Below are 23,357 nucleotides of genomic sequence, written 5' to 3' on the forward strand. Positions count from 1 at the left end.
TTTGGTGGAGGTGGGGGGAGTCGAACCCCCGTCCGAAAGTCCCTACGGCAGGCCTCTACGCGCGTAGTCCGCGTTTTGGGTGTCCTCCTGGCTTGGCCCGCGGACGGGCGGCCAGGAGCAAGCCCCGCTTAACTTCGCCTTGGGTTACGGGGCGTAGCCAAGGCTAGCCGGGTTTGTGTCCCCGCGTCGGTGAGCCCCCGGCAGGGCTACCGGGCGAGGTCGCGGTCATTAAGCCGCGAGAGCGTAAGCAGGCTTGTTGGCCTTTATGCTTTTGCGGGTTTTTACGGTCAGCCCCTTAAGGGCTACCTTCGAGGCCACCCGCACCTCGGCGCGCCACCTGCCCTCGGCGACCCCCGTCGAGACCGTTCACCCCCATGTGACTGGCCGGACTCGGACCGGCAACCTTGAGTCTACTAGGCTAAAGGGGTTGTAGTCAAGGGGGTTTTGGGTGTAAACTGAGCCCAGTGCTCCCAAGGGAGGGGGGTGGGTGTAAGCCCACCCTTCCTTTGTGAAGGGAGGTAGGGAGGTGCCTGTGGACCTTTGGCGGTTGGTGGAGGAAGCGGTAGAGCCCCTGGGCCTCGAGGTCCTGGAGGTGAAGGAAGCCCCCGGGGAGGTCCTGGTCCGCCTGGAGCGAAAGGACGAAAGGCCCATCCGCGTGGCCGACCTGGAACGGGCCAGCCGGGCCATAGAGGCCGTCTTTGACCGGGAGGACCCCATCCCGGGAAGCTACCGCCTTCTGGTGGAGTCTCCCGGCCCCAAGCGCCCTCTCTTTACCCGCCGCCATTTTGAGCGCTTCCAGGGTCTAAAGGCCAAGGTGCCGGGGCCCGAGGGCTTCACCGGGCGCATCCTTCGGGTGGAAGAGGACGAGGTCGTCTTCCAGGTGGGCCAGGAGGAAAAGCGCCTGAGGATCGGCACCTTCCGCGCCAACCTTGCCGAGTGGCCCGAGGAGCCCAGGTAACAGCCTAGATTCAGGGAGGAGAGATGAACCGGGAATTCATAGACGCCATGCAGCAGCTGGCCTTGGAGCGGGGGGTCACCACCGAGGAGGTCCTCGAGGCCTTCAAGGAAGCCCTGCGCAAGGCCTACATCAAGCGGCAAAAGGGGTACCGCAAGGAAGAAATCGATGCGGGTAAGGGTCCGGAGGTGGACGTCTATATAGACCCCCAGACCGGGCGCATCGAGATGGTGGAGGTCCGCCGCGTGGTGGAGAAGGTGGAGGACCCCGACAAGGAAATCGCCCTCTCCGAGGCCCTCCAGTACGATCCCGAGGTCCAGGTGGGCGACGAGATGGAGTTCCCCATCGACCCCGAGGGCCTCTCCCGCATGGCCATCCAGGACCTGCGCCAGATCCTCACCCAGCGCCTCAAGGAGTCCGAGCGCAACCGCATCTACAACGAGTACAAGGACAAGGAGGGCCAAGTCCTCACCGGGGTGGTGACCCGGGTGGACAACCGGGGCAACGTCTTTGTGGAGCTGGGCCGGGGGGAGGCTTACCTCCCCAAGAGCGAGCAGATCCCCACGGAGCGCTACTACCCCGGGCAGCGCCTCAAGGTGTACCTGAAAAAGGTGGACCGCTCCGCCAAAGGCCCTTCCCTGATCGTAAGCCGGGCCCACGAAAAGCTTCTGGAGCACCTCTTGAAGCAGGAAGTCCCCGAGATCGCCGAGGGCATCGTGGAGATCAAGGCCATCGCCCGCGAGCCCGGCCGCCGCAGCAAGGTGGCGGTGATGACCCACAACCCCAATGTGGACCCCATCGGGGCCTGCATCGGCCATAAGGGCCAGCGCATCCAGGCGGTTTCCGCCGAGCTGGGCCGGGAGAAGGTGGACATCATCCTCTGGGCCAAGGATCCCAAGGAGTTCATCCGCAACGCCCTCTCCCCCGCCCAGGTGGGTTCCATCGAGCTGGAACCCGATGGGCAGAAGGCCCGGGTCAAGGTGACCAAGGACCAGCACTCCCTGGCCATCGGCACCGGGGGTCAGAACGTGCGCCTGGCCTCCAAGCTCACGGGTTACGAGATCCACTTTGAGGAGGCGGAGATCTCCGACCTGGACGAGGCCATTCGCAAGGCCGCCAAGGAAGAGGCGGAAACCACCAGCCGGGCGAAAGAGGAATTCGAGAAACTCTTCCGGGATCTTTCCGAGTAATGGCGAAGCATGTCCCCACCCGCATGTGCGTGGCGTGCCGCAAAAGGCGGCCCAAGGAGGAGCTTTTGCGGATCCTGCTCATGCCGGAGGGGTTTCGCCTGGACCCCACGGGGAAACTGCCGGGCAGGGGGGCTTATGTTTGCCCCGACAACCCGGGGTGCTGGACGGAAAAGAAGCTGAGGCGCTTTGCCGGGGCCCGGGCTAAAGCCTTGTCGGAAGCGCTTGTCACCCTTTTAGGAGGTACGGATGGCCAAAATACGCATCTACCAGCTGGCTAAAGAGCTGGGTATGACCAACGAGGAGCTCCTGGAGCTCCTGGACCAGATGGGGGTTGCCTACAAGTCCCACGCCTCCACCCTTTCCGAGGAGGATGCGGAGGCGGTGCGGGAGCTGGTAAAGGAGCAGCGGGGCCTGCAGGAGAAGCTGGCGGAGGAGGAACGCAGGAAAGCCCTACCCCGAAGGCCTCCCGTGGTGGTGATCATGGGCCACGTGGACCACGGGAAGACCACCCTCCTGGACTACCTGCGGAAAAGCCGCATCGCCGAGAAGGAGGCGGGAGGCATTACCCAGCACGTGGGTGCCTTTGAGGTGAAGACCCCTCAGGGCACGGTGGTCTTCATAGACACCCCGGGGCACGAGGCCTTCACCACCATAAGGCAGCGGGGAGCCAAGGTGGCGGACATCGCCGTCATCGTCATCGCCGCCGACGACGGGATTATGCCCCAAACGGATGAGGCCATCGCCCACGCCAAGGCAGCCGGGGCCAAAATCATCTTCGCCCTGAACAAAATGGACCTGCCCCAGGCCGACCCCGACCGGGTCAAGCGCCAGCTGATGGAGCGGGGCTTCGTGCCCGAGGAGTACGGCGGGGATGCCATCGTGGTGCCCATCAGCGCCAAAACGGGCCAAGGGGTGCAGGACCTTTTGGAGATGATCCTCCTCATTGCCGAGCTGGAGGACTACCGGGCCGACCCCAACGCCGAGCCTAAAGGGGTTGTCCTCGAGTCCAAGCTGGACAAACAGGCGGGCATTATCGCCAACATGCTGGTCCAGGAGGGGACCTTCCGGGTGGGGGACTACGTGGTGGCCGGGGAGGTGTACGGCCGCATCCGGGCCATGACGGACGCCGATGGCAACCAGCGCAAGGAAGCGGGCCCGGGAAGCGCCGTGCAGGTTTTGGGCTTCCAGGAACTTCCCCACGCGGGGGATGTGGTGGAGTGGGTGCCGGACCTCGAGGCCGCCAAGGAGATCACCGAGGAGCGCAAAGAGGAGCGCAAGGCCCGCGAGGAAGCCGAGAAGGAGCGCCGCCCCAGGACCATGGCCGACCTGCTCCGGGCCCTGCAGGAGGAAGGGCAGAAGGAGGTTAACCTCATCCTCCGGGCGGATACCCAGGGCTCCCTGGAGGCCATCCAGCACATCCTGGCCAAGGAGAGCACCGATGCCTCCCATAGGGAACAGCTTGGGGAGGTCAAGATCAACGTTCTCCTGGCCCAGGTGGGGGCCCCCACGGAGTCCGATGTCCTCCTGGCCCAGACAGCCAACGCCGCCATCCTGGCCTTCGGGGTGAACCCCTCCGGTGCGGTAAAGAAGGCGGCGGAAAGCAAGGGGGTTCTCCTCAAAACCTTCCGTATCATCTACGACCTCATCGACGAGGTCCGGTCCATGGTCAAAGGGCAGCGGGAGCCCAAGTTCAAGGAGGAGGTCCTGGGCCGGGCCGAGGTGCGGGCCATCTTCCGCCTGCCCGGGGGCAAACAGGTGGCGGGATGCATGGTCATCCAGGGCAAGGTGGTGCGTAGCGCCGAGGTAAGGGTATTGCGCAAGGGCGAGGAAATCTGGAAGGGGAAGATGGCCAGCCTCAAGCGCTTCAAGGAGGACGTGCGGGAGGTGGCCCAGGGCTACGAGTGCGGCATCGGCCTCGAGGGGTTCGACGACTTCCAGGAAGGGGACATCATAGAGGTTTTCCAGATGGTGGAGGTGCCGGCGTAGGAGGTTCCTTGCGCTGGATCCGGCGGTCTTTCTCCGCAGCGTGCCCTAGGGCGGCAGGGGTCTTTAGACCCTCCTTGGGGCAATGGAAGATCCCAGGGAATGCTTGGGGAAGGTTAGGGCTGGCCCTGGCCATCCTGGTCCTGGTCCTCCAAGGCCTACCCCCTTTCCCTACGGGAAAGGGAAAGGCGGAAGCCGGACTTCACGCCAAGGGACCTGCCTGGGTCCTCAAGGAGGACCGCCAGGGAAACGGGCTTACCCCCTTGGCCCAGGCTCCCACCCGGCCTCCCCATTTCTCCCTCAAGCTCCAGAATAGGAAGGCCAAGCCACCGTCACTGGAAACCTCTTCCCCGTCCCACCTTTACCTCCTCTATGGCCGCCTCCAGATGGATGGGGGCTAGGACCCGGAATCCTTTCTTCTTGCGCTGGCACAAGCTCAAAAGACCGTCCGGCGCAGTCTGAGGTTAGGCTCTATACGGCTTTAAGCCCTTCTGCTAGCGAATCGGGCACCTGCGTGCCCCAAAAGGTGAAGAGTATGAACCGCAAGCTTCTCAACGGACTTCTCCTCCTAGGCCTTTTCCTCCTGGCCCTCCTCATGGTCTGGAAGCCCTGGGCCCCCGGGGAACCCAAGGTCAAGCTGGGACTTGACCTTAAAGGAGGTCTTCGTATTGTCCTCGAGGCGGCGGTGGAAAACCCCACCCCCGACGACCTGGAAAAGGCCCGCACCGTGTTGGAGAACCGCATCAACGCCCTGGGGGTAGCCGAGCCTCTCATCCAGATCCAGGGGCAAAAGCGCATCGTGGTGGAGCTTCCGGGCCTTTCCCAGGCGGACCAGGACCGGGCCCTCAAGCTCATCGGCCAGCGGGCGGTGCTGGAGTTCCGCATCCTCAAGGAGGGGGCCACGGGCACCACCGTGGCCCAGATCAACCAGGCCCTCCGGGAAAACCCGCGCCTGAAGCGGGAGGACCTGGAGAAGGACCTCATCAAGCCCGAGGACCTGGGCCCGGCCCTCCTCACGGGAGCGGACCTGGCGGACGCCCGGGCGGTCTTTGACCAGTTTGGCCGCCCCCAGGTGGCCCTCACCTTCACCCCGGAAGGGGCCAAGAAGTTTGAGGAGGTCACCCGGGCCAACGTGGGCAAGCAGCTGGCCATCGTCTTGGACGGCAAGGTCTACACCGCCCCCGTGATCCGCCAGGCCATCACGGGAGGGCAGGCGGTGATTGAGGGGCTATCGGGCCTCGAGGAGGCCAGCGAGATCGCCCTGGTCCTGCGCTCCGGAGCCCTGCCTGTGCCCCTGCAGGTGGCGGAGATCCGGGCCATCGGGCCCACCTTGGGCCAGGACGCCATTCAGGCAGGGATCCGCTCGGCTCTCATCGGCACCTTGGCCATCTTCCTCCTCATCTTTGCCTACTACGGCCCGAGCCTTGGTCTGGTGGCCTCCTTGGGCCTCATCTACACCTCCATCCTGATCCTCGGGCTCCTTTCCGGCCTTGGGGCCACCCTGACCCTGCCCGGCATCGCCGGGCTCGTCCTCACCCTGGGGGCGGCGGTGGACGGGAATGTGCTCTCCTTCGAGCGCATCAAGGAGGAGCTAAGGGCGGGGAAGAGGTTCCGCCAGGCCATCCCCGAGGGCTTCAAGCACTCCACCCTGACCATCCTGGACGTGAATGCCGCCCACCTGCTGGCGGCCGCCGCCCTTTACCAGTACGCCACCGGGCCCGTTCGGGGATTTGCGGTGGTTCTGGCCATCGGTGTGGTGGCCAGCGTCTTCTCCAACCTGGTTTTCAGCCGCTACCTCCTGGAGCGCATGGCGGACCGGAGCGAGATCAAGCCTCCCATGTGGCTGGTGAACCCCCAGTTCAACTTCATGGGCCCGGCCCGCTTCATCACCGTGGCCACGCTTCTTTTGGCGGTGCTGGCGGCCGGCGTGGTCTTCACCAAGGGCTTCAACTACTCCATTGACTTCACCGGGGGCACGGCGTATACCCTGCGCACGGGCCCCGAGGTGGGCGTGGACACCCTAAGGCGCTTCCTGGAGGCCAGGGGCTTCCCCGCCAAGGAAGCGGTCATCACCCAGGTGCAAGCCCCCACCGCCGACTTCCGCGAGTTCTCCCTGAAGCTCCCCCCCTTAAGCGACGCCAAGAGGCTGGAGCTGGAGCGGCTTTTTGCCTCGGAGCTCAAGGCCACGGTGCTCACCTCGGAAACCGTGGGCCCCGCCATCGGCTCGGAGCTGAGGCGGAACGCGGTGATGGCGGTCCTGGTAGGCCTCGGCCTCATCCTCCTCTACGTGGCCTTCCGCTTTGACTGGACCTTCGGGGTAGCCAGCGTGCTGGCCGTGGCCCACGACGTGGCCATCGTGGCGGGGATGTACAGCCTCCTGGGCCTGGAGTTCTCCATCCCCACCATCGCCGCCCTCCTCACCATCGTGGGCTACTCCATCAACGACTCCATCGTGGTTTCCGACCGCATTCGGGAAAACCAGAAGCTCATGCGGGGCATCCCCTACCGGGAGCTGGTGAACCGCTCCATCAACCAAACCCTCTCCCGCACGGTGATGACTAGCCTCACCACCCTTTTGCCCATCATCGCCCTCCTCTTCCTGGGAGGAAGCGTCCTTAGGGACTTCTCCCTGGCCATCCTCGTAGGCATCTTCGTGGGTACCTACAGCTCCATCTACGTGGTGAGCGCCCTGGTGGTGTTCTGGAAGGAGATGCGGCAAGGGCGGGCCAAGAAGGCGGCCTAGGCGGAAGCGGAAGAACCCACCCCCAGGGGCCGCATCCCCTGGGGGTTTAACCTTCCCAACCCAGCTCCCGCAAGGCCCTTCGGTGCAGGAAAAGACCCTCCTCCTGGGCCGGGGTGCCCTGGAGGCGGCGCAGGGCCTCCTCGTCCAAGGGATCTAGGCGCAGGGCCAGGAGCCAGTCCTCGAGGCGGGGGCTCCGCAGAAGGGCCCGCCGCCGTTCCTCCAGATAGGCCCGGGCCCAGTCCTCCAAAAAAGGGTGCTCCAGCCCCCAAAAGGGTGGGGCCAAGGGGGCCTCGGGGTCCTGGAGGTCTAGGTAGAGCTCTGGAGCCTCGCGAGAGAGGCCATAGGGCTTCTGGCGTAGAAAGTAGGGCTTAGCCCCTTTGGGCCGGCCCGGTTCCAGGGCACTTACCACCTCCCACCAAAGCACCCGGAACTCCCCAGGTGAAACCGACAGGGCCTCGAGGAGATCCTCCTTCTCCCATTGGGCGGCCACCAGAAGGGCCAAAAGAAGCCGGGCCTTATCCCGGCGGAACCGCACAGGCCGCCCCTCCACCCGCACCTCAAATCCCCCAAGGACTCGTATCTCCACCCGCACCCCAGGATGGTAGGGAACGGGAAGGCGGCCAAGCCGCCAAAGGGCCCGGCGTACCCGGGGCACGGGAGGGGCAAAGAGGGTCCGCCCAGCTAAGAAGGGATAGATTCGCAAAAGATCCTCCCAGCCGTCGCGGAAGGGATAGGCCTCGGCCAAAGCCCGGAGGAAGGAGTCCAGAAGGGGAAGGGCCGGCAGAGGGAAAGCCTGCCCTCGGCGAAGCCAAGCGGCCGCCACCATCAGGGTGAGAAAGCCCTCCACCCAGAGGTCCCCCGAGAACCGGGCCAGGCGCACCATCTCCTTATAGGCATCCTCATCCCCCAAAGCTGCCATACCCCCTAAGGCCTCCACCCGGAGCCGCGCAGGACCTCCTTCCGCCATGGCCAAGGCCGACCGATAGGCGGCCTTGGCCCCATCCAGGCGTTCCAAAGCCAGAAGGGCGTGCCCCCTCCTGGCCTGGGCTAGGCTCATGCCAAAGGGGCTCCCCAGCACCTCGGCTTCCCTAAGGCCCTGTTCCGCCCAACGAAGGCCTTCTTCCGCATCCCCGGCCACGCACTCCAGAAGCGCCCGAAGAAGGGTGCCTTCACGATGGTTTTGCGGCGGCCGGTGGAGCCCTGGGTCCGCGCTTTCCCTCAGGCAAGCCAGGGCCTCCGCGGGCTTTCCTTGCCTGAGGAGGAGCCGCGGCCCCGAAAACCCCAAGGCCTGAGCCTCCTCCACCCGACCCTCGTTGAGGAGGTTCTCGGCAAGGAGCAGCCGCGCCTCCTCCGGAAAGAGCCGACAGGCCTCCTCCACGTAAGGACGCCCCCGCGCAGGCTCCACCGTGTCCAGGAAAAGGCGGGCCAACCCCAGATAGGCCCGGGTCTCCCCTGCCCTAAGGACCTTCTGGTAAGCAGCCTCCGCCTCCTGGTAGCGCCCAGCCTGGCGCAAGGCCTCCGCCTCCAAGAGGCCGAGCTTATGCCGCCCTCGCCGCAGGGCTTCCGGCAGGTGGGCCAGAAGGCGCAAGACAGTGTAGGTGAGGCCGCGAGCCAGCCAGGAAAACCCTTCCTGCGCCAAAAGATCTGCCACGTGGCCAAGCCTTCCCGCCTCCAGGAGAAACTCGGCCGCCCGAACCCCTTCCCCACGGGCCAGGGCCTCCTCCGCCGCCTTGGTGAGGAGCCCCCGGGCTTCCGCCTCGGGAAGGAGGGTTTTCAAGGCGCTGCGCACCAGGGGATGGAAGCAGAGCTTCCCCTCCCGCCTTTCCAGGAGCAGGTCCTCAGCAAAGGGCAGGAGGACCTGCCCCTCCGCCTCCGGCACCTCCCCCAAAAGGGCCAGCCTCGAGGCCTCCCGCAGAACTTCCTCGGGAAGGCCATAGGCCAGGTAGGCCAAGAGCCCCTCGGCGCTTTCCAGCGCCAGCTCCGGCTTCAGACCCCGGCGCATGGCCAACAGGACCACCCGTAGGCCCAGGGCCAGGGAAAGGGCCCGCTCCACCTCAAAGGCCAGAAGTTCCGGGGCCAAGGCCTTGGCCAGCTGGCAAGCCTCCTCGGGATCAAAGGCCAGCTCCCGCTCGGAAAGCACCGTGAGGAAAGCAAAGGGTGTGGCCTTCCGTGAGAGGAGCAAGAGCCTTAGGCCGGGAAGCCGGACCAGGCCCTGCACCACCTTGAGCACCCCGGGGCTTTCCGCCCGGTGGACCTCATCCAGCACCAGGAGGTGGAAACCCAAGGGCTCCAGGGCACCCAAAAAGACCTCCAAGGCCCTGGGCCAAGCCCCTGCCTCCAAAAGCTCCGCCACCCTCTGAAGCTCGGCCCGGCCTTGGTAGGCAGCCAGAAGGTGCCACAGGAAAACCACAGGGTCCTTGGCCTCCTCCGCCAGGGCCACGTAGACCCCGGAAAACTCCGAGGCCAGGCTGGTCTTCCCGTACCCCGCCCCCGCCGCCAGGACCACCCCAGGGCTTTGGCGGAAGGCCTCCTCCACCAGGCGCCGAGGACGGTCCCGCCGCACCTCCTTGGCCGTGCGAGGGGGCAGGAGCCTCGAGGCGGGCACCGGGTAGGGCACGGTCTTATTCTCCCCGGGACCCGCTTTAGAGGCAAGCCTGAACCCGGTGGCTTAGTCCCTTCGTTGGCCACCTCAAGGCTCCACCCCCGCTATGTTGAGGAAGACACGGCCACAGATGAGGTGGTGGGCCAGCACCATCGGGCTCACCCTCGCCCCCATTCCCCGGTAGGACCGGGCCTCCTTCCCCCGGTGCAGTAAGGGGGCGTGACCGCCCCCTCCACCCGCTCCCCCGCCCAGGTCTCCCAGGCGTTCCCAAGGAGGAAGGCCCAGGGATGGCCAAGGCCCCAGTCGCTCATAACCCCACCCAGGGCGTAGTCCTGGATGTGGGGAGATGGGTTTCAGGTCCACCACGTTTTGTAACGCCTGGGTAACGCCCCAGCCCTAATCTGGGGGTGGATGGTCCTGCGTAGCCTTGGGGTTTATCTGCCGGAGGGGCGTGTGGGAGCCGAGGAAATCGCTCTCTGGGCCCACCTACCTGTGGAGGTGGTGCGGGAAAAACTGGGCATCTTGGAAAAACCGGTGCCAGGACCCAAGGACCACCCTACCGAGATGGCCCTCTGGGCCGCCCAGACCGCCCTGGAAAAAGCGGGCCTCAGCGGGGAAGCGGTGGACTGGGTGATCTCCATCGTGGAGGAATATAAGGATTACCCCGTCTGGACCACAGCCCCTTACCTGGCCCTGGGCCTGGGGGCCTCGAGGGCCAAGGGCCTAGACCTCAACCAGAAGTGCGCCTCCTTCATAGGGGCCCTGGAGGTGGCCCGGGGGCTTTTCGCCACCCGGAAGGAAGTGAAAGTGGTCCTGGTGGCCGGGGGGTACCGCAACGGGGACCTGGTGGACTACCAAGACCCCCACACCCGTTTCCTCTACGACCTGGCCGCAGGAGGTGCCGCCGCGGTCCTCACCCGGGAAGGGCCAGGGCTTAGGCTATTAGGCCTGGCCCACCGCATGGACCCCACCCTGGCCCTGGCGGTGAAGGTGCCGGTGGGGGGAACGCAAAACCCGTTGAACCCGGCCAACCTCCAGGCGTTCCGGCTCCGCGTGGAAAACCCCGAGGCCATGAAGGCGCGTTTGGACGCCACCTCCATCCCCACCTTGTTGGCGGTGGTACGGGAGGCCCTGCGGGAAGCGGGCTACACCGAGGCCGACCTGGACTACTTGGCCCTCCTCCACATGAAGCGCTCCGCCCATCGGGCGGTGTTGGAAGGCCTAGGCCTCAGGGAGGAACAGTCCATCTACCTGGAGCGCTTCGGCCACCTGGGGCAGCTGGACCCCATCCTCTCCTTGAAGCTGGCTTGGGAGAGGGGGCTTCTGCGGGAAGGCAGCCTGGCCGCCCTGGCGGCGGCGGGGGTGGGGTACTTCTACGGAGCGGCGGTCCTCCGCCTGGAAGGAGGGCTTTATGCTTGAGCCCAACTGGCTGGGGCGGCTTGCTGGTTACCATCCGGACCGGAAGGCCGTCTGCTTCCGGGGCGTCTGGTTCACCTATGGGGATCTTTACCGGAGGGCACGACGGACCGCCGCAACGCTCCGGGGCCTAGGGGTGGGCAAGGGGGACCGGGTGGGCCTTTTGGCCTGGAACCACCCCGCATACCTGGACTTACTCTTCGCCGGGCCCCTCCTCGGCCACATCCTCACCCCCTTTAACCATCGCCTCAGCTTGCCTGAGCTTCAAGCCCTTTACGCCTACACCGAGCCCCGGGTGCTCTTCTATGGGGAAGGCTTCCAGGAGGTGGCCCAAGCCTTAGACCCTGGGGCGCTTCCCCTCGAGGCCCTCCTCGAGAGGAAGGAAGCAGAGGAGGCCACCAGGGTAGGACTGGAGGACCCCGCCCTCCTCCTCTTCACCGGGGGCACCACCGGCCTGCCCAAAGGGGCCCTGATCCCCTACCGTCAGCTTCTGGTCAACGCTGTCCAGACCGCCTTTTCCTGGGGACTTACCCGGGAAGACCGGTACATCCTGGCCACCCCCATGTTCCACGCTGCCCTGAATGCCCTGGCCACCCCCCTCCTCTACTTGGGCGGGAGCGTGGTGATCCAAGAGCGCTTCCGCCCGGAGGAGTACCTGGAACTGGTGGCGACATACCGGCCCACGATCCTCTTTTTGGTGCCCACCATGTTCCAAATGCTTCTGGAAACCCCGGGTTTTGCGGAAGCCGACCTTTCCTTTGTCCGCTTCGCCATCTCCGGAGGAGCCCCCTGCCCCGGCCCGGTGCGGGAAGCCTTCCGCAGAAAAGGGGTGCGTTTCAAGCAGGGCTACGGCCTCACGGAGTGCGGGGTCAACTGCTTCACCCTGGAGCTGGAGGAAGCCGAGGCCCACCCGGAGAGCGTGGGCCGGCCCATGCCCCACCTGAAGGCTCGCCTGGTGCAAGAGGACGGCGAGGAGGCCCCCGTGGGCGAGGCCGGGGAGCTTTGGCTTTCGGGGAGCGTGGTCATGAAGGGATACTTCCAGCGCCCGGAGGAAAACGCCAAGGCCTTCGTCTACGACGGGGAAAGGCTATGGCTCAGGACCGGGGACCTGGCCTACCAGGATGCGGAAGGGCGCTTTTACATCGTAGGGCGCCGGAAGGAAATGTTCATCTCCGGGGGGGAAAACGTCTACCCCGTGGAGGTGGAGCGGGCCCTCTACGACCACCCGGCGGTGCGGGAGGCAGCGGTGGTGGGCGTGCCGGACCCCAAGTGGGGCGAGGTAGGGGTGGCCTTCGTAACCCTCAAGGAGCCTCTGGAGGCGGAAGCCCTTCGCGCCTTCCTCCGGGAGCGGCTTGCGGGATACAAGGTGCCCAAGCACATCGTCTTTTTGCCGGAGCTACCCAAGTCTGGGCCCGGGAAGGTGCAGAAGGAGGCCCTGAAAAGGTTGTGGGAGGCGGAACATGGCCAGGCTTAGGCTCCGCGTGGAGGGAGATGGGCCGAAAGTGGTGCTTCTCAACGGGATTTTCCAACGCCTGGAAAGCTGGGACCCCGTGGTGCCCCTGCTTAAGGGCTACACCCTTCTTCGCTACGACATGCGGAGCCAGGGGGAAAGCGAGGCCCCAAAGGGGCGCTACACCCCTGAGGTCCATGCCCAGGACCTCCTCGGGCTCCTCGAGGAACTGGGCTGGGAAGACGCCACCTTGGTGGGTCTTTCCAACGGGGGCATCGTGGCCTTGAAGGCGGCCCTCCTAGCCCCCCATCGCCTCCGGGGCCTGGTTTTGGTCTGCACCACCCCCCACCTAGACCCCGCCTTAAGGGCCAAGGCGGAAAGCTGGCTGCACGCCCTAAGGGCCGGGGGTACCCCCCTGCGCCTTAGGGTAGCCCTGCCTTGGGTCTTCGGGGCCCGCTTCCTAAACCAGCACCCCGAGCTGCTGACGGAAGAAGGCCTGGCCCCCCTGGTGGCCCAAGCGCCAGGGGAAAAGGCCCAGGAAAGGCTTCTTCTGGGGTTTCTCGCCCTCGAGGACCTCAGGCCTCAGCTCCCACGCCTCCATCTCCCAGCCTTGGTCCTCTATGGGGAGGAGGACCTCCTCTTCCCCCGGCCCTACGCCGAGGCCCTCGCCGAGGGCCTGGGGGCCAGGCTAAAGGCCCTGCCCACGGGGCACGCGGCACCCTTGGAAGACCCCGCGGCTTTCGCCCAGGCCGTGAGGGAGTTTTTGGAGGAGGTGTATGCTTAGCCACTTGGAAAGCGGCAGCGGAACCCCGGTGGTCCTGGTCCACGGAAACTTCGCCTGCAAGGAGTGGTGGCGGGAGCTTCTGCAAGACCCCCCTGAGGGGGCCCGGCTCCTGGCTCCCGACCTGCTGGGCTTTGGGGATAGCCCCGCCCCAGAGGACTTCACCCCCTCCATCCCCGCCTATGCTTCGGCCCTTCGGACCTTTCTTCAGGAGAAAGGCTTAGAAAACGCCATCCTGGTGGGCCACTCCCTGGGGGGTGCGGTGGCGATGGAAGCGGCGGGCCCAACGACCTTGGGGCTCGTCCTCCTCAACTCCGCCCCGCCCTCGGGGCTCCAAACCCCGGAAGCCTACTACCCCATCCTGGAAGGCTACCGCCACAACCCTGAGGCCCTGGCCCAGGCCCTGGCGGCCATGGCCCCCACCCGTAGACCCCCTTGGTTTCCCGAGCTGGTGGAAAGGGCGCAGAGGATGCACCCTGCCCACTTCCAGGGCAACGCCCGGGCCCTGGCGGCCTGGCAGCTGGAGAGGGCCTATCCCGGGCCGGTCCTGGTGGTCTATGGCACCCTGGATCCCCTCGTCACCCGGGCCATGGCGGAGGCCACGGCGGCCTTCTTCCCCAGGGGGAGGCTTTTGGTCCTCGAGGGGGTGGGCCACTCGGCGAACCTGGAAAACCCAGGCGTACTCAAGGACGTCCTGGAAACGTTCCTTAAGGAGGTGCAAGGTGAGGTTCAAGGTGGGGGATAAAGCCAGCTACACCCAGACCATTTCCGAGGCCCACGTGGCCCTTTTCGTGGGGGCGGTGGGGGACACCAATCCCCTACACGTGGACGAAACTTATGCTCAAGGAAGCCGCTTCGGCGGGCGCATCGCCCAGGGAATCCTGGTGGCCGGCCTCATCTCCACGGTCATCGGGACCAAGCTGCCGGGCACCGGGGCCATCTACCTCTCCCAGACCCTGCGCTTCCTCAAGCCCACCTACCTGGGGGACACCATCACCGCCACCGCCACGGTGAAGGGAGTACGGGAAAGGGAGAAGGGAGGCATCGTCCTCACCCTTGACACCGTGTGCGAAAACCAGCGAGGAGAAAGGGTCATCGAAGGCGAGGCTGTGGTGCTGTATGAGGAACCTACGGGCGCAAGGCCCTAGGGAAGGGAGGCAAGTATGCGGAAGGTGGTAGGATTCTTGGTTCTTATAGCAGGTCTGGCCTGGGCCCAGATCCCCCTAAAGGCAGGGGTCATCCTCCCCCTCTCGGGGGCTTCTGCGGTTTCGGGCAAGGCGGCGCTGAACGGCATCCAGCTGGCCGCCGACGAGGTAAACGCCGCCGGCAAGGTCAGGCTGGAGCTGGTGGTGGTGGACGACGGAACCGATCCCGCCAAGGCGGTCCCTGCCTTCACCAAGCTCATGACCGTGGACAAGGTGGACATCGTGATCGGCGGCCTGGCCAGCGGGGTTACCTTCGCCCTTTCCGGCCCCGTGAAGCAGCACGGACCCCTCTTCCTGGTCATCGGGGCCGCCAGCTCGGTGGTGGAACAAGCCTTTGAAGGTTATCCCCTGTTTTTCCACTACCACCCCTGGGACTATCACAACGTGGCCGCCGCCTTGCAGTTCTTCCAGTACCTGAACCGGGAGCACGGAGCGAAAAAGGTGGCCATCCTTTACGAGGATGGACCTTTTGGCTCCGCGGGCATCGGGGTTTACAGACAACAACTGGAAAAACTGGGCTACCAGGTCCAGGCAGAACCCTTCAAGACAGGCAGCGGCCAGTTCACCGCCATCCTCACCCGTTTCCGGGCCTTCGCTCCCGACATCCTTTACTGGATTGGGTACGACGTGGATGCCTTGCCCATCGCCACCCAGGCAAGGCAGGTGGGGCTCAGGCCCAAGCTCATTTATGGTGCGCCACCCTCCTGGCCCATCGGTTTTGAAAGGAACCCGCTCTCTAACGACATCGCCGGCATGACCGCCTGGTTGCCCACCGTGGCCAACGCCGAGTCCCGGCGATTCGTGGACGCCTACCGCAAAAAGTACGGGGAGGTCACGGAGGAGTACATGGCCCCCATGGGCTACACCATCGTGAGAAGCCTGGCCCTGGCAGCAGAGCAGGCAGGAAGCGCGGATAAGAACCGCATCGCCGAGGCCCTGGCTGGCCTCAAGATGAACACGCCCTTTGGTCCCCTGTCCTTCAAACCCTCGGACACGGGCCACACCAAGTACCAAGGCTTCGGCCCCGAGATCTGGTTCCAGTTCCAGTACCTGCAAGGAAGCCGCCGGCCCGTCTTCCCGAAAGCGGTGGCCACCCGGCCCTTGCGTTACCCTGGGGAGTACTACTTCAGATAAGAAGGGGTTCGCAGGAAGACCATGGAGCTCCTACTGCAAACCATCCTCAACGGCCTCCTCATGAGCGGGGTGTACGCCCTGGTGGCCACCGGACTGGCCCTCTCCCTGGGAGTGGTGGGCATCGTCAACTTCGCCCACGGGGAGTTCCTGATGGTGGGCGCCTTTCTCTCCTACCTCCTCTTCGCCTTCCGGGGAACCGACCCCCTGCTTTCCCTAGGCCTGGCCTTTCTCGCCGCCTTCGGGGTGGGGGCCCTCACCTACCAGGGCCTGATACGCCCTGCGCTGAAGGCCCCAGAGCTCAACCAGATGCTCCTCACCTTCGGCTTGTCCATCCTCCTGCAAAACCTTGCCCTCCTCCTGTTTGGGGCAGACACCCGGGTGGTGGCTCCGCCTTACCAGGCCACCACCCTCTCCTTGGGCCCCTTTTTTCTGGGGGCTGTGCCCCTGGGAGCCTTCTTGCTTTCCCTTGCCATCCTTTTAGGGCTCCAGGTCTTCCTTACACGAAGCCGGCTTGGCTTGGCCATGCGGGCGGTATCCCAGAACCGACTGGCTCCCGGACTCCTGGGCATCGAAGCCGAGAGGGTCTACCTGCTGGCCTTCGGCCTAGCGGCTGCTTTGGCGGGAGTAGCTGGGGTGATGCTCTCGGTCATGCTGTACGCCAGCCCCACCGTGGGTTTCATCTTCACCCTCAAATCCTTTGCCATTGTAGCCCTGGCCGGTCTGGGTAACCTCAAGGGGGTGGTGCCTGCTGCCTTCGTGCTAGCCTTGGCCGAAGCCTTGGTGAGCACCTATTTACCGGGAGGCGGGGGGCTTGTGGAAGCGGTGTTCTTCTTGGTTCTTTTTCTGGCCCTGGTGGTCCGGGCTTGGAGGTTGGCATGAGGGGTGCCAATCACCTCCCCCTGATCCTCCTCTTCCTCCCCTTCGCCCTGCTACCCTCTCTCCCCTTGGGGGGTTGGGGGGCCTTCCTCCTAGACGTGGGTTTTTTTGTTCTCCTTTTCACCGCCTTAGCCCTTTCTTGGGACCTGGTGGCCCGGACTGGCCAGCTTTCCTTGGCCCACGGCGCTTTCTTCGGCTTGGGAGCGTACGGGGCAGGGCTCTTGGCCCCTCAGGTGGGCACTCTTCCCGCCTTGCTCCTGGGAGCCGCGGTGGCAGGGGCCGGGGCCCTCATCCTGGGGTCGGTAACCCTTCGCCTCCACGGCCTGTACTTCGCCATCGCCAGCCTGGCCTTCAGCGAGGTGTTGCGCACCCTCGCGTTGAAGTTGCCCTTTACCGGTGGCCCCATCGGCCTTCCTGTGCCGCCTCCTTTCGGGGGAACCTGGCCGTTAGCTGCTTATTACCTGAGCTTCAGCGTCTTGCTCCTGGCCACAGCCTTAAGCCTGTGGGCAGAAAAGAGCCCTTTCAGGCTCGCGCAGGCTGCCACCCGGCAATCGGAAGCCGTGGCCCGGGTTTTAGGCGTGCGGGTGATCCGGGTGAAACTTTGGTCCTTGCTCCTGGGGAGTTGGGTTGCCGGGCTTGCAGGTGGTGTTTACGGAATGAAGACCCTCTTCCTCTCCCCCTACGATGCCTTCAGCCTGGGAAGGGCGGTGGAAGCCTTGGTCATCCCCATCTTCGGCGGCCTTTACACCACTTTGGGACCCCTGGTGGGCGGCGTGGTGCTGGTCAGCCTCGAGCAGGCCCTGAGGCTCTGGATCAAGGAGGGTTACCTGGTGGTCTACGGGGCCATCCTCATCCTGGTTATCCTCTTCCTGCCCCGTGGCCTGGTGGGCATTCTGGGGAGGCGTCGTGGGTAGGGTCCTGGAGGTGGTAGGCGCGAGCAAACGCTTCCTGGGGCTCCAGGCCCTTAAGGAGGTGCATCTTCACCTGGAGGAAGGGGAGATCCTGGCGGTCATCGGCCCCAACGGGGCTGGCAAAAGCACCCTCTTGAACCTTCTCTCAGGCCTGTTAAGGCCTGACTCGGGTCGAATCCTCTTTCTTGGACAGGAGATCACCCACCTCCCCCCGGAGGCCCGCACCCACCTGGGCCTGGGACGGGCCTTCCAGATCGTGCAACCCCTCCCCGAGCTCACCGTGCGGGAAAACCTCATGGTGGGAGCCCTTTTCGGCAAACCCCGGGTGCGGCGGAAAGAGGCGGAAGCCTGGGTGGAGGAGGTGCTGCGCCTCACGGGGTTGGAAGGGCGGGCAGAGGCTTTGGCCGGGGATCTCACCCTTTTGGAGGACAAACGCCTAGAGCTGGCTCGGGCCCTGGCCACGCGCCCCAAGGTCCTCCTCTTGGACGAGGTGATGGCCGGGCTCCGCCCCAAGGAGGCCGAGGAGGCGGTAGCCCTGGTGCGGCGGATCCGCAACGCTGGCGTGACCATCCTGTTCATCGAACACCTCATGCCCGTGGTACGGGCCTTGGCCGACCGGGTGGTGGTGTTGGATTATGGCGAGGTGATCGCCGAGGGAACGTACTCAGAGGTGGCGGGGAACCCACGGGTGCGGGAGGCCTATCTGGGGAGGCAAACATGAGGCTGGAGGTGAAGGGCCTGGAAGCAGGGTATGGCAAAGCCCAGGTGCTCTTCGGTCTGGACCTAGAGGTAAAGGAAGGGGAGCTGGTGGCTCTCCTGGGTGCCAACGGAGCCGGCAAAACCACCTTGCTCCGGGCCATCTCCGGGCTCATCCCGCCCTGGCGGGGAAAGGTCCTCTGGAAGGGAGAAGACCTCCGGAGGTTCTCCCCTGCCCGTCGGGCCCGGCTTGGGTTGGGCCATGTGCCGGAGGGCAGGCAGCTTTTCCCGCTCATGACCGTGGAGGAAAACCTCCGCCTAGGAGCAGCCTTTCTAGCCCCGGAAAGGGAGCGGGAGGGTTTTGAGCGGGTTTACACCCTATTCCCCCGGCTCGCGGAAAGGAGGAGGCAACTTGCGGGCACCCTGTCCGGTGGGGAGCAGCAGATGTTGGCCATCGGCCGGGCCCTTATGGGCTTCCCCAGAATCCTCCTGGTGGATGAGCCCTCTTTAGGACTTGCTCCCCGCCTGGCCGAGGAAGTGCTTGCCTCCATCAAACAGGTGACGGAGGAGGGGGTGGGGGTCCTGCTGGTGGAACAGAACGTGGCGCTTTCCCTCGAGGTGGCCGCCAGGGCCTACGTGATGGAGCATGGCCGCATCGTGTTGCAAGGTCCTTCCAGCACCCTCCTCGAGGACTCCCGCATACGGGAAGCCTACCTGAGCCTGTAGAATGCCTTAGAGGTACCCATGAGCCCCAGCGGTTCCAAAACCGTACTGATCACCGGCGCAGGAAGCGGCATCGGCCTGGCCATCGCTCGCGCCTTCGCCCAGGAGGGGGCCAGGGTCCTGGTCCACGACGTGAAGGATGCCTCTGCTCTCGCCGAGGAGCTGGGCGGGGTGTTCCTCCAGGCAGACCTAGGAGACCCCAAAGCCGTGGAGGAACTGGCAAGGCAAGCGGTCCAGCACGGCGTGGACATCCTGGTGAACAACGCCGGCTTCCAGCATATCGACCCCGTGGAAGACTTTCCCTTGGAAACCTGGCAGCGAATGCTCCAGGTGATGCTCACGGCCCCCTTCCAGCTCATCCGGGCCCTGCTGCCGGGGATGAAAAAGAAGGGCTGGGGGCGGATCCTCAACATCGCCAGCGTCCACGGCCTGGTGGCAAGCCCCTACAAGAGCGCCTACATCTCCGCCAAGCACGGCCTGATCGGCCTCACCCGCACGGTGGCCCTGGAAGCGGGCCCCTTCGGCGTCACCGTGAACGCCATCGCCCCCGCCTACGTGCGCACCCCCTTGGTGGAGAACCAGATCGCCGACCAGGCCCGCACCCTGGGGATCCCGGAAGCGGAGGTGGTGGAGAAGGTCTTCCTGGCCCAGGCGGCGGTGAAGCGGCTCATTGAGCCCGAGGAAGTGGCAGAGCTCGCCCTTTTCCTGGCCTCGGAGAAGGCAGGGGCCATCACCGGGGCGGTCTTCCCCATTGACCTGGGCTGGACCGCCCGCTAGCCCCGCACGGCCCGGAGGGGCACCCCTTTCTCCTTGGCCCAGGCCTCCCACTCTTGGGCGGTCCTTCCTTGAAAGAAGGCCCGTAGCCGCTCATAAGGCGCAAGGCCAGGCCTGGCCGGACTGAAGGCCGCGGCAAGCAGCTCTGGTAGGCCCGCCTCCTCACAAAACCGGGCCCAAAAATGGGGCTCCAAGGCCGCCAAGGCCACCTGCCCCTGCCGGGCAGGGTAAACCCCATAGCAAAGCACCGAGCCATCCAGAAAGGGAATCGGGGGATAGGCCACGGCCTTCACCGCCTCGGAGAGGGCCACCTCGTACACCCCACCTCCAAGAAGCAGCCCCTTCAAGGCCACCAGGGCCAGGGCATAGGCCCCGGCCAGGTCGGCGAACTGGAAGGATCTCCAGGGAAAACGTCCAAGTAGTCCGGCCTCCGCCAGGTAGGTGAGGTCGTGGCCGGGGTCTGGGGCATCCGGGTAGCCCCGAAGCCGGGCATAGACCAGGTGGGGATTGATCCCAAGGAGCACCTCAGGCCCGAGGCCCAAGCGCTCCATGGCCCCGGGGCGGTTGGCCTCGAGGAGGACAGCGGCCTCCCTCACCAGGGCCAGGAACCTCTCCCGATCCTCCCCCCTCTTCAGGTCCAGGGTCAGGACCTCCTTTTCCCCGTTCAAGAAGCGGTAGGCCTCCGGGGCCCAGTCCCTGAGGGGGTCCCCTTGCGGAGGCTCCACCTTGACCACGGGAAAACCCAAATCCCCAAGAAGCTTCCCCGCCAAGGGCCCGGGAAGAAGCCGGGTGAGATCCAGCACCCTACCTGGGGGCCATCCGCAAGGCGCCATCCAGGCGGATCGCCTCCCCGTTCAGCATGGGGTTTTCCAGGATGTGCAGGACCAATAGGGCGTACTCCTCCGGCCGGCCCAGGCGCCTGGGAAAGGGCACCTGTTCGGCCAGCGAAGCCTTGGCCTTTTCCGGAAGCCCCTGAAGGAGGGGGGTATCAAAGAGGCCCGGGGCAATGGTCACCACCCGGATTCCCCAGTCCGCCAGCTCCCGGGCGGCGGGAAGGGTGAGGCCCACCACACCCCCCTTGCTGGCCGCGTAGGCCGCCTGGCCCACCTGGCCCTCAAAGGCGGCCACGCTGGCGGTGTTCACCACCACCCCCCGCTGCCCCTCGGCATCGGGAGGGTTCTCCCGCATGGCCCAAGCCGCAAGGCGCAAAACGTTAAAGGTGCCCACCAAGTTCACCTCCACCACCCTGCGGAAGCTCTCCAGGTCGTGGGGGCCTTCGCGCCCCAGAACCTTGCGGGCCAAACCGATGCCCGCGGCATTCACCAGCGCAAAAAGGGGAGCCTGGGAGGCCGCAAGCTCCACCGCCCGCCTGGCATCCTCCTCCCGGGTCACGTCCCCCTCCAGGTAAACAAGACCCGGATCCCCTCCCCGCCTGAGGTCCAAGACCACCACCCTGTAGCCCCTATCCCTTAAGGCCAAGGCCGTAGCCCTTCCGAGCCCCGAGGCCCCACCCGTCACCAAAGCGCTTCTTTCCATGGTCCACCCCTAGATCCGTTGGATGATGGTGGCCGTGGCCTGCCCGTGGCCGATGCACATCACCTGCAGGCCAAACTCCCCGCCGGTGCGCTCCAGCTCGTAAAGGAGCTTGGTCATGAGGATGGCCCCCGTGGCCCCCAAGGGGTGCCCGTGGGCGATGGCCCCGCCGTTGGGGTTCACCCTTTCCGGGTCAGGGCCAAACTCCCGCAGGAAGGCCAGAACCACGCTGGCGAAGGCCTCGTTGATCTCGATGACGTCCAGGTCCTTAAGGGAAAGCCCCGCCTTCTCCAGGGCCTTTTTGGTGGCGGGGATCACCCCCAATAGTTGCAGGGTGGGATCCCCCGCCACCACCACCCGGGCAAGGAAACGGGCCCGGGGGCGAAGGCCCAGGGCCAAGGCCTTTTCCCTATCCCCCAGGAGCAGGGCCGCCGCCCCATCGGAGATCTGGCTGGAGTTGCCGGCGGTCACCACCCCGTCCTCCCGGAAAACGGGCTTCAAGGCCAGCATCCGCTCGTAGTCCACGTCGAAACGCACCCCTTCATCGCGGTCCAGCAGGAAGGGCCTTCCCTCCCCATCCACCCCCTCCAGGGGAAGGATCTGGCTCCGGAAGCGCCCCTCCTGAATGGCCCGGGCCGCCCGCCTGTGGGAGAGATAGCCCCACTCGTCCAGCTCCTCCCGGCAGAGGCCATACTTCCTTGCGATGCGCTCCGCGCTTTCCCCTTGGTGGACGAGCTCGTACCGCTGAAAAAGCGCCGGATTCAAGGTGTGGAAGCCTCCCCCGATATCGGAGAACATGGGGGATCGGGTCATGCTCTCCACCCCACCGGCAATGGCAAAGTCCAGGTCGCCGGCAGCGATGGCCTGGGCGGCGAAGTGCACAGCCTGCTGGCTGGAGCCGCACATGCGGTTTAGGCTTACCGCAGGAACCTCCTGGGGTAGGCGGGAAAGGAGGACGGCAAGCCGTCCTATGTTGGCCCCCTGCTCCCCGGTTTGGGTCACGCAACCCGTGACCACATCCCCGATGAGCCCAGGGTCGATACCCGTCCGCTCCAGGAGGGCGTCCAAGACCTGGGCGTAAAGGGCATCGGGCCGCCACTCCCGCAAGGCTCCATTTCTCTTACCGATGGGGGTGCGCACCGCCTCGAGGATCACGGGCTCTCCCATATCCGCCTCCTTACCAGCTCCCTCAGGATGATGAACCTTTGGATCTCGGAGGTTCCCTCATAGATCTGGAGCACCTTGGCGTCGCGGTACAGCTTGGCCAAGGGATACTCCTCGCTGTAGCCGTTTCCGCCAAAGACCTGGAGGGCCTCCGACACCCCCCGCACGGCGGCGTCGGCGGCGAAGGCCTTGGCCGTGGCTGCCTCCAAGGCGTTCTCCTCGCCTCGTTCCGCCAGCTCGGCAGCCTTCAAGGTAAGAAGGCGGGCGGCCTCCAGGTCCATGTGCATCTCCGCCAGCTTAAACCCCACCCCCTGGTGCTCCAGAAGAGGCCTGCCGAAAGCCTTCCGCATGGCAGCGTAGGCCAGGGCCTCGTCCAAGGCCCTCCGCAATAGCCCCACCGCCAAGGCCGCCACCATGGGCCGGGAGCGGTTGAACACCCGCATGGCCAGGGCAAACCCCTCCCGGGCGATCAAGCCCTCCTCGGGCACCAGGACGCCGTCCAGGTACACCTCCGCCGCCGGGGAGGCTTTCTGCCCCAGCTTGGACAAAGGAGGCCCCACCTCCACCCCCATCCCCCGCTCCACCAGAAAGGCGGCGATCCCCTCCCGGCCCTCCGCCACCTTGGCAAAGACCACGAAAAAAGAAGCCTCCGGGGCATGGCTGATCCAGGTTTTGCGCCCGTGGAGGCGGTATCCGCCCGGCACCCTTTCCGCCCGGGTGCGGATGGCGGCCACATCCGAGCCCGCGTGGGGCTCGGTAAGGGCGTAGGAGGCCACCTCCTCCCTGAGCCGGGGTAGAAAGCTTCGGGCGTGGGCACTTCCCGAGAGGAGAAGGGCGTCCGCCACCAGGTTGTTGAGGAGCAAGGCCGCCGCCACCCCGGTGCAGGCATAGGCCAGTTCCTCCGCCACCAGGACCAGGCTCCTGGGCCCAAGCCCGGCCCCGCCCAGCTCCTCCGGGACCAGCAGTACCGGAAAACCAAGCCCCGCCGCCTCCCGAAACAGGGGCCAGGGAAACCGGGCCTCCTGGTCCAGATGCCTGGCCTGGGGCAGGATGCGCTCCCGAGCAAAGCGCCGGGCCAGCTCCCGAACGGATTTCTCCAGGTCCACGGGAACCCCCGGCAAAAGTTTACCCGGTCCAAAACCCCGGGGCAAGGGTCTGTAATTGGCCACCACATTTGAGACACCTTGGGGAACCGACTCCCTCCGTATCTTAGCCAAGAAC

The 23,357-nt window shown here is 65.6% G+C and carries 23 protein-coding genes and 1 other RNA gene; 17 read left to right on the forward strand and 7 right to left on the reverse strand.

The window, feature by feature from the left end:
- Window positions 1-2: 2 nt before the first annotated feature.
- Window positions 3-374, reverse strand: a transfer-messenger RNA (tmRNA) gene (ssrA, locus tag C2847_RS03525).
- Window positions 375-532: 158 nt separating this feature from the next.
- On the opposite strand from ssrA, the gene rimP reads away from it, so the two are divergent.
- The 6 genes from rimP (at window position 533) to secD (ending at window position 6,871) form a co-directional block, all read left to right on the forward strand.
- Window positions 533-958, forward strand: coding sequence for a ribosome maturation factor RimP (rimP, locus tag C2847_RS03530; RefSeq protein ID WP_244187342.1), 426 nt, complete (start codon window positions 533-535; stop codon window positions 956-958).
- Window positions 959-981: 23 nt separating this feature from the next.
- Complete coding sequence (gene nusA, locus C2847_RS03535; protein WP_015716819.1) at window positions 982-2,145, forward strand: transcription termination factor NusA; 1,164 nt, start codon at window positions 982-984, stop codon at window positions 2,143-2,145.
- Window positions 2,145-2,423 (forward strand): YlxR family protein, encoded by a 279-nt coding sequence (locus C2847_RS03540; RefSeq protein ID WP_105317101.1) that lies wholly within the window; start codon window positions 2,145-2,147, stop codon window positions 2,421-2,423. Before nusA ends, C2847_RS03540 begins: the two co-directional genes overlap by 1 nt.
- Window positions 2,392-4,131 (forward strand): translation initiation factor IF-2, encoded by a 1,740-nt coding sequence (gene infB, locus C2847_RS03545; protein ID WP_105317102.1) that lies wholly within the window; start codon window positions 2,392-2,394, stop codon window positions 4,129-4,131. The genes C2847_RS03540 and infB overlap by 32 nt, the downstream gene beginning before the upstream one ends.
- Before the next feature lie 74 nt (window positions 4,132-4,205).
- Window positions 4,206-4,529: a hypothetical protein gene (locus tag C2847_RS03550; RefSeq protein WP_244187341.1), complete on the forward strand. Its 324-nt coding sequence runs from the start codon at window positions 4,206-4,208 to the stop codon at window positions 4,527-4,529.
- 134 nt (window positions 4,530-4,663) lie between these two features.
- Window positions 4,664-6,871: a protein translocase subunit SecD gene (secD, locus tag C2847_RS03555; RefSeq protein WP_105317103.1), complete on the forward strand. Its 2,208-nt coding sequence runs from the start codon at window positions 4,664-4,666 to the stop codon at window positions 6,869-6,871.
- Between the two features lie 46 nt (window positions 6,872-6,917).
- On the opposite strand, the gene C2847_RS03560 is transcribed toward secD, so the two are convergent.
- Entirely contained in the window at window positions 6,918-9,488 is a 2,571-nt protein-coding gene (locus C2847_RS03560; RefSeq protein WP_105317104.1) for a tetratricopeptide repeat protein, read from the reverse strand.
- A gap of 143 nt (window positions 9,489-9,631) precedes the next feature.
- Window positions 9,632-9,784 carry a hypothetical protein gene (locus C2847_RS12255; protein WP_164835626.1) on the reverse strand — a complete coding sequence of 51 codons (153 nt, stop codon included), beginning with the start codon at window positions 9,782-9,784 and terminating at the stop codon, window positions 9,632-9,634.
- Window positions 9,785-9,884: 100 nt separating this feature from the next.
- On the opposite strand from C2847_RS12255, the gene C2847_RS03565 reads away from it, so the two are divergent.
- The 11 genes from C2847_RS03565 to C2847_RS03615 are packed head-to-tail and all read left to right on the forward strand — an operon-like array spanning window position 9,885 to window position 19,442.
- Window positions 9,885-10,892, forward strand: coding sequence for a 3-oxoacyl-ACP synthase (locus tag C2847_RS03565; protein ID WP_105317105.1), 1,008 nt, complete (start codon window positions 9,885-9,887; stop codon window positions 10,890-10,892).
- On the forward strand, window positions 10,885-12,363 hold the full coding sequence (locus tag C2847_RS03570; protein ID WP_105317106.1) for a class I adenylate-forming enzyme family protein: 1,479 nt from the start codon (window positions 10,885-10,887) through the stop codon (window positions 12,361-12,363). Before C2847_RS03565 ends, C2847_RS03570 begins: the two co-directional genes overlap by 8 nt.
- A complete protein-coding gene (locus tag C2847_RS03575) occupies window positions 12,350-13,123 on the forward strand; it encodes an alpha/beta fold hydrolase (protein ID WP_105317107.1) in 774 nt (257 codons plus the stop codon). The genes C2847_RS03570 and C2847_RS03575 overlap by 14 nt, the downstream gene beginning before the upstream one ends.
- The gene (locus C2847_RS03580) at window positions 13,116-13,865 is read left to right on the forward strand and encodes an alpha/beta fold hydrolase (RefSeq protein ID WP_105317108.1); all 750 of its coding nucleotides are present in this window, start codon (window positions 13,116-13,118) and stop codon (window positions 13,863-13,865) included. The genes C2847_RS03575 and C2847_RS03580 overlap by 8 nt, the downstream gene beginning before the upstream one ends.
- Window positions 13,843-14,268 (forward strand): MaoC family dehydratase, encoded by a 426-nt coding sequence (locus C2847_RS03585; RefSeq protein ID WP_105317109.1) that lies wholly within the window; start codon window positions 13,843-13,845, stop codon window positions 14,266-14,268. The genes C2847_RS03580 and C2847_RS03585 overlap by 23 nt, the downstream gene beginning before the upstream one ends.
- A 15-nt stretch (window positions 14,269-14,283) precedes the next feature.
- Window positions 14,284-15,459, forward strand: coding sequence for an ABC transporter substrate-binding protein (locus tag C2847_RS03590; RefSeq protein WP_105317110.1), 1,176 nt, complete (start codon window positions 14,284-14,286; stop codon window positions 15,457-15,459).
- 21 nt (window positions 15,460-15,480) lie between these two features.
- Window positions 15,481-16,338, forward strand: a complete 858-nt coding sequence (locus C2847_RS03595) for a branched-chain amino acid ABC transporter permease (RefSeq protein ID WP_105317111.1) — start codon at window positions 15,481-15,483, stop codon at window positions 16,336-16,338.
- Window positions 16,335-17,249 (forward strand): branched-chain amino acid ABC transporter permease, encoded by a 915-nt coding sequence (locus C2847_RS03600; protein ID WP_105317112.1) that lies wholly within the window; start codon window positions 16,335-16,337, stop codon window positions 17,247-17,249. The genes C2847_RS03595 and C2847_RS03600 overlap by 4 nt, the downstream gene beginning before the upstream one ends.
- On the forward strand, window positions 17,242-17,967 hold the full coding sequence (locus tag C2847_RS03605) for an ABC transporter ATP-binding protein (RefSeq protein ID WP_105317113.1): 726 nt from the start codon (window positions 17,242-17,244) through the stop codon (window positions 17,965-17,967). The genes C2847_RS03600 and C2847_RS03605 overlap by 8 nt, the downstream gene beginning before the upstream one ends.
- Window positions 17,964-18,668 (forward strand): ABC transporter ATP-binding protein, encoded by a 705-nt coding sequence (locus C2847_RS03610; protein WP_105317114.1) that lies wholly within the window; start codon window positions 17,964-17,966, stop codon window positions 18,666-18,668. Before C2847_RS03605 ends, C2847_RS03610 begins: the two co-directional genes overlap by 4 nt.
- An 18-nt stretch (window positions 18,669-18,686) precedes the next feature.
- Window positions 18,687-19,442, forward strand: coding sequence for a 3-hydroxybutyrate dehydrogenase (locus C2847_RS03615; protein WP_105317115.1), 756 nt, complete (start codon window positions 18,687-18,689; stop codon window positions 19,440-19,442).
- Here the strand turns inward: C2847_RS03615 and C2847_RS03620 are convergent.
- From C2847_RS03620 to C2847_RS03635, 4 genes are read right to left on the reverse strand one after another with little or no spacing between them, the layout of a single operon-like run.
- Window positions 19,439-20,272 carry a CoA transferase gene (locus tag C2847_RS03620; protein ID WP_105317116.1) on the reverse strand — a complete coding sequence of 278 codons (834 nt, stop codon included), beginning with the start codon at window positions 20,270-20,272 and terminating at the stop codon, window positions 19,439-19,441. The two genes, C2847_RS03615 and C2847_RS03620, sit on opposite strands and share 4 nt — an antisense overlap.
- Window positions 20,244-20,975, reverse strand: coding sequence for a 3-hydroxyacyl-CoA dehydrogenase (locus tag C2847_RS03625; protein WP_105317117.1), 732 nt, complete (start codon window positions 20,973-20,975; stop codon window positions 20,244-20,246). Before C2847_RS03625 ends, C2847_RS03620 begins: the two co-directional genes overlap by 29 nt.
- Window positions 20,976-20,984: 9 nt before the next feature.
- Window positions 20,985-22,139 carry a thiolase family protein gene (locus C2847_RS03630; RefSeq protein ID WP_105317118.1) on the reverse strand — a complete coding sequence of 385 codons (1,155 nt, stop codon included), beginning with the start codon at window positions 22,137-22,139 and terminating at the stop codon, window positions 20,985-20,987.
- Window positions 22,124-23,236 carry an acyl-CoA dehydrogenase family protein gene (locus C2847_RS03635; RefSeq protein WP_425275075.1) on the reverse strand — a complete coding sequence of 371 codons (1,113 nt, stop codon included), beginning with the start codon at window positions 23,234-23,236 and terminating at the stop codon, window positions 22,124-22,126. Before C2847_RS03635 ends, C2847_RS03630 begins: the two co-directional genes overlap by 16 nt.
- Window positions 23,237-23,357 lie beyond the last annotated feature (121 nt).

Origin of the sequence: Thermus tenuipuniceus, assembly GCF_002964845.1 — a bacterium.
Classification (GTDB): Bacteria; Deinococcota; Deinococci; order Deinococcales; family Thermaceae; genus Thermus; species Thermus tenuipuniceus.

Coding starts and splice junctions, on each gene's coding strand:
- nusA (WP_015716819.1), top strand. CDS start 982: ATGAACCGGGAATTCATAGACGCCATGCAGCAGCTGGCCTTGGAGCGG.
- C2847_RS03540 (WP_105317101.1), top strand. CDS start 2,145: ATGGCGAAGCATGTCCCCACCCGCATGTGCGTGGCGTGCCGCAAAAGG.
- infB (WP_105317102.1), top strand. CDS start 2,392: ATGGCCAAAATACGCATCTACCAGCTGGCTAAAGAGCTGGGTATGACC.
- secD (WP_105317103.1), top strand. CDS start 4,664: ATGAACCGCAAGCTTCTCAACGGACTTCTCCTCCTAGGCCTTTTCCTC.
- C2847_RS12255 (WP_164835626.1), bottom strand. CDS start 9,784: ATGAGCGACTGGGGCCTTGGCCATCCCTGGGCCTTCCTCCTTGGGAAC.
- C2847_RS03565 (WP_105317105.1), top strand. CDS start 9,885: ATGGTCCTGCGTAGCCTTGGGGTTTATCTGCCGGAGGGGCGTGTGGGA.
- C2847_RS03570 (WP_105317106.1), top strand. CDS start 10,885: ATGCTTGAGCCCAACTGGCTGGGGCGGCTTGCTGGTTACCATCCGGAC.
- C2847_RS03575 (WP_105317107.1), top strand. CDS start 12,350: ATGGCCAGGCTTAGGCTCCGCGTGGAGGGAGATGGGCCGAAAGTGGTG.
- C2847_RS03580 (WP_105317108.1), top strand. CDS start 13,116: ATGCTTAGCCACTTGGAAAGCGGCAGCGGAACCCCGGTGGTCCTGGTC.
- C2847_RS03590 (WP_105317110.1), top strand. CDS start 14,284: ATGCGGAAGGTGGTAGGATTCTTGGTTCTTATAGCAGGTCTGGCCTGG.
- C2847_RS03595 (WP_105317111.1), top strand. CDS start 15,481: ATGGAGCTCCTACTGCAAACCATCCTCAACGGCCTCCTCATGAGCGGG.
- C2847_RS03600 (WP_105317112.1), top strand. CDS start 16,335: ATGAGGGGTGCCAATCACCTCCCCCTGATCCTCCTCTTCCTCCCCTTC.
- C2847_RS03610 (WP_105317114.1), top strand. CDS start 17,964: ATGAGGCTGGAGGTGAAGGGCCTGGAAGCAGGGTATGGCAAAGCCCAG.
- C2847_RS03615 (WP_105317115.1), top strand. CDS start 18,687: ATGAGCCCCAGCGGTTCCAAAACCGTACTGATCACCGGCGCAGGAAGC.
- C2847_RS03620 (WP_105317116.1), bottom strand. CDS start 20,272: ATGGCGCCTTGCGGATGGCCCCCAGGTAGGGTGCTGGATCTCACCCGG.
- C2847_RS03625 (WP_105317117.1), bottom strand. CDS start 20,975: ATGGAAAGAAGCGCTTTGGTGACGGGTGGGGCCTCGGGGCTCGGAAGG.
- C2847_RS03630 (WP_105317118.1), bottom strand. CDS start 22,139: ATGGGAGAGCCCGTGATCCTCGAGGCGGTGCGCACCCCCATCGGTAAG.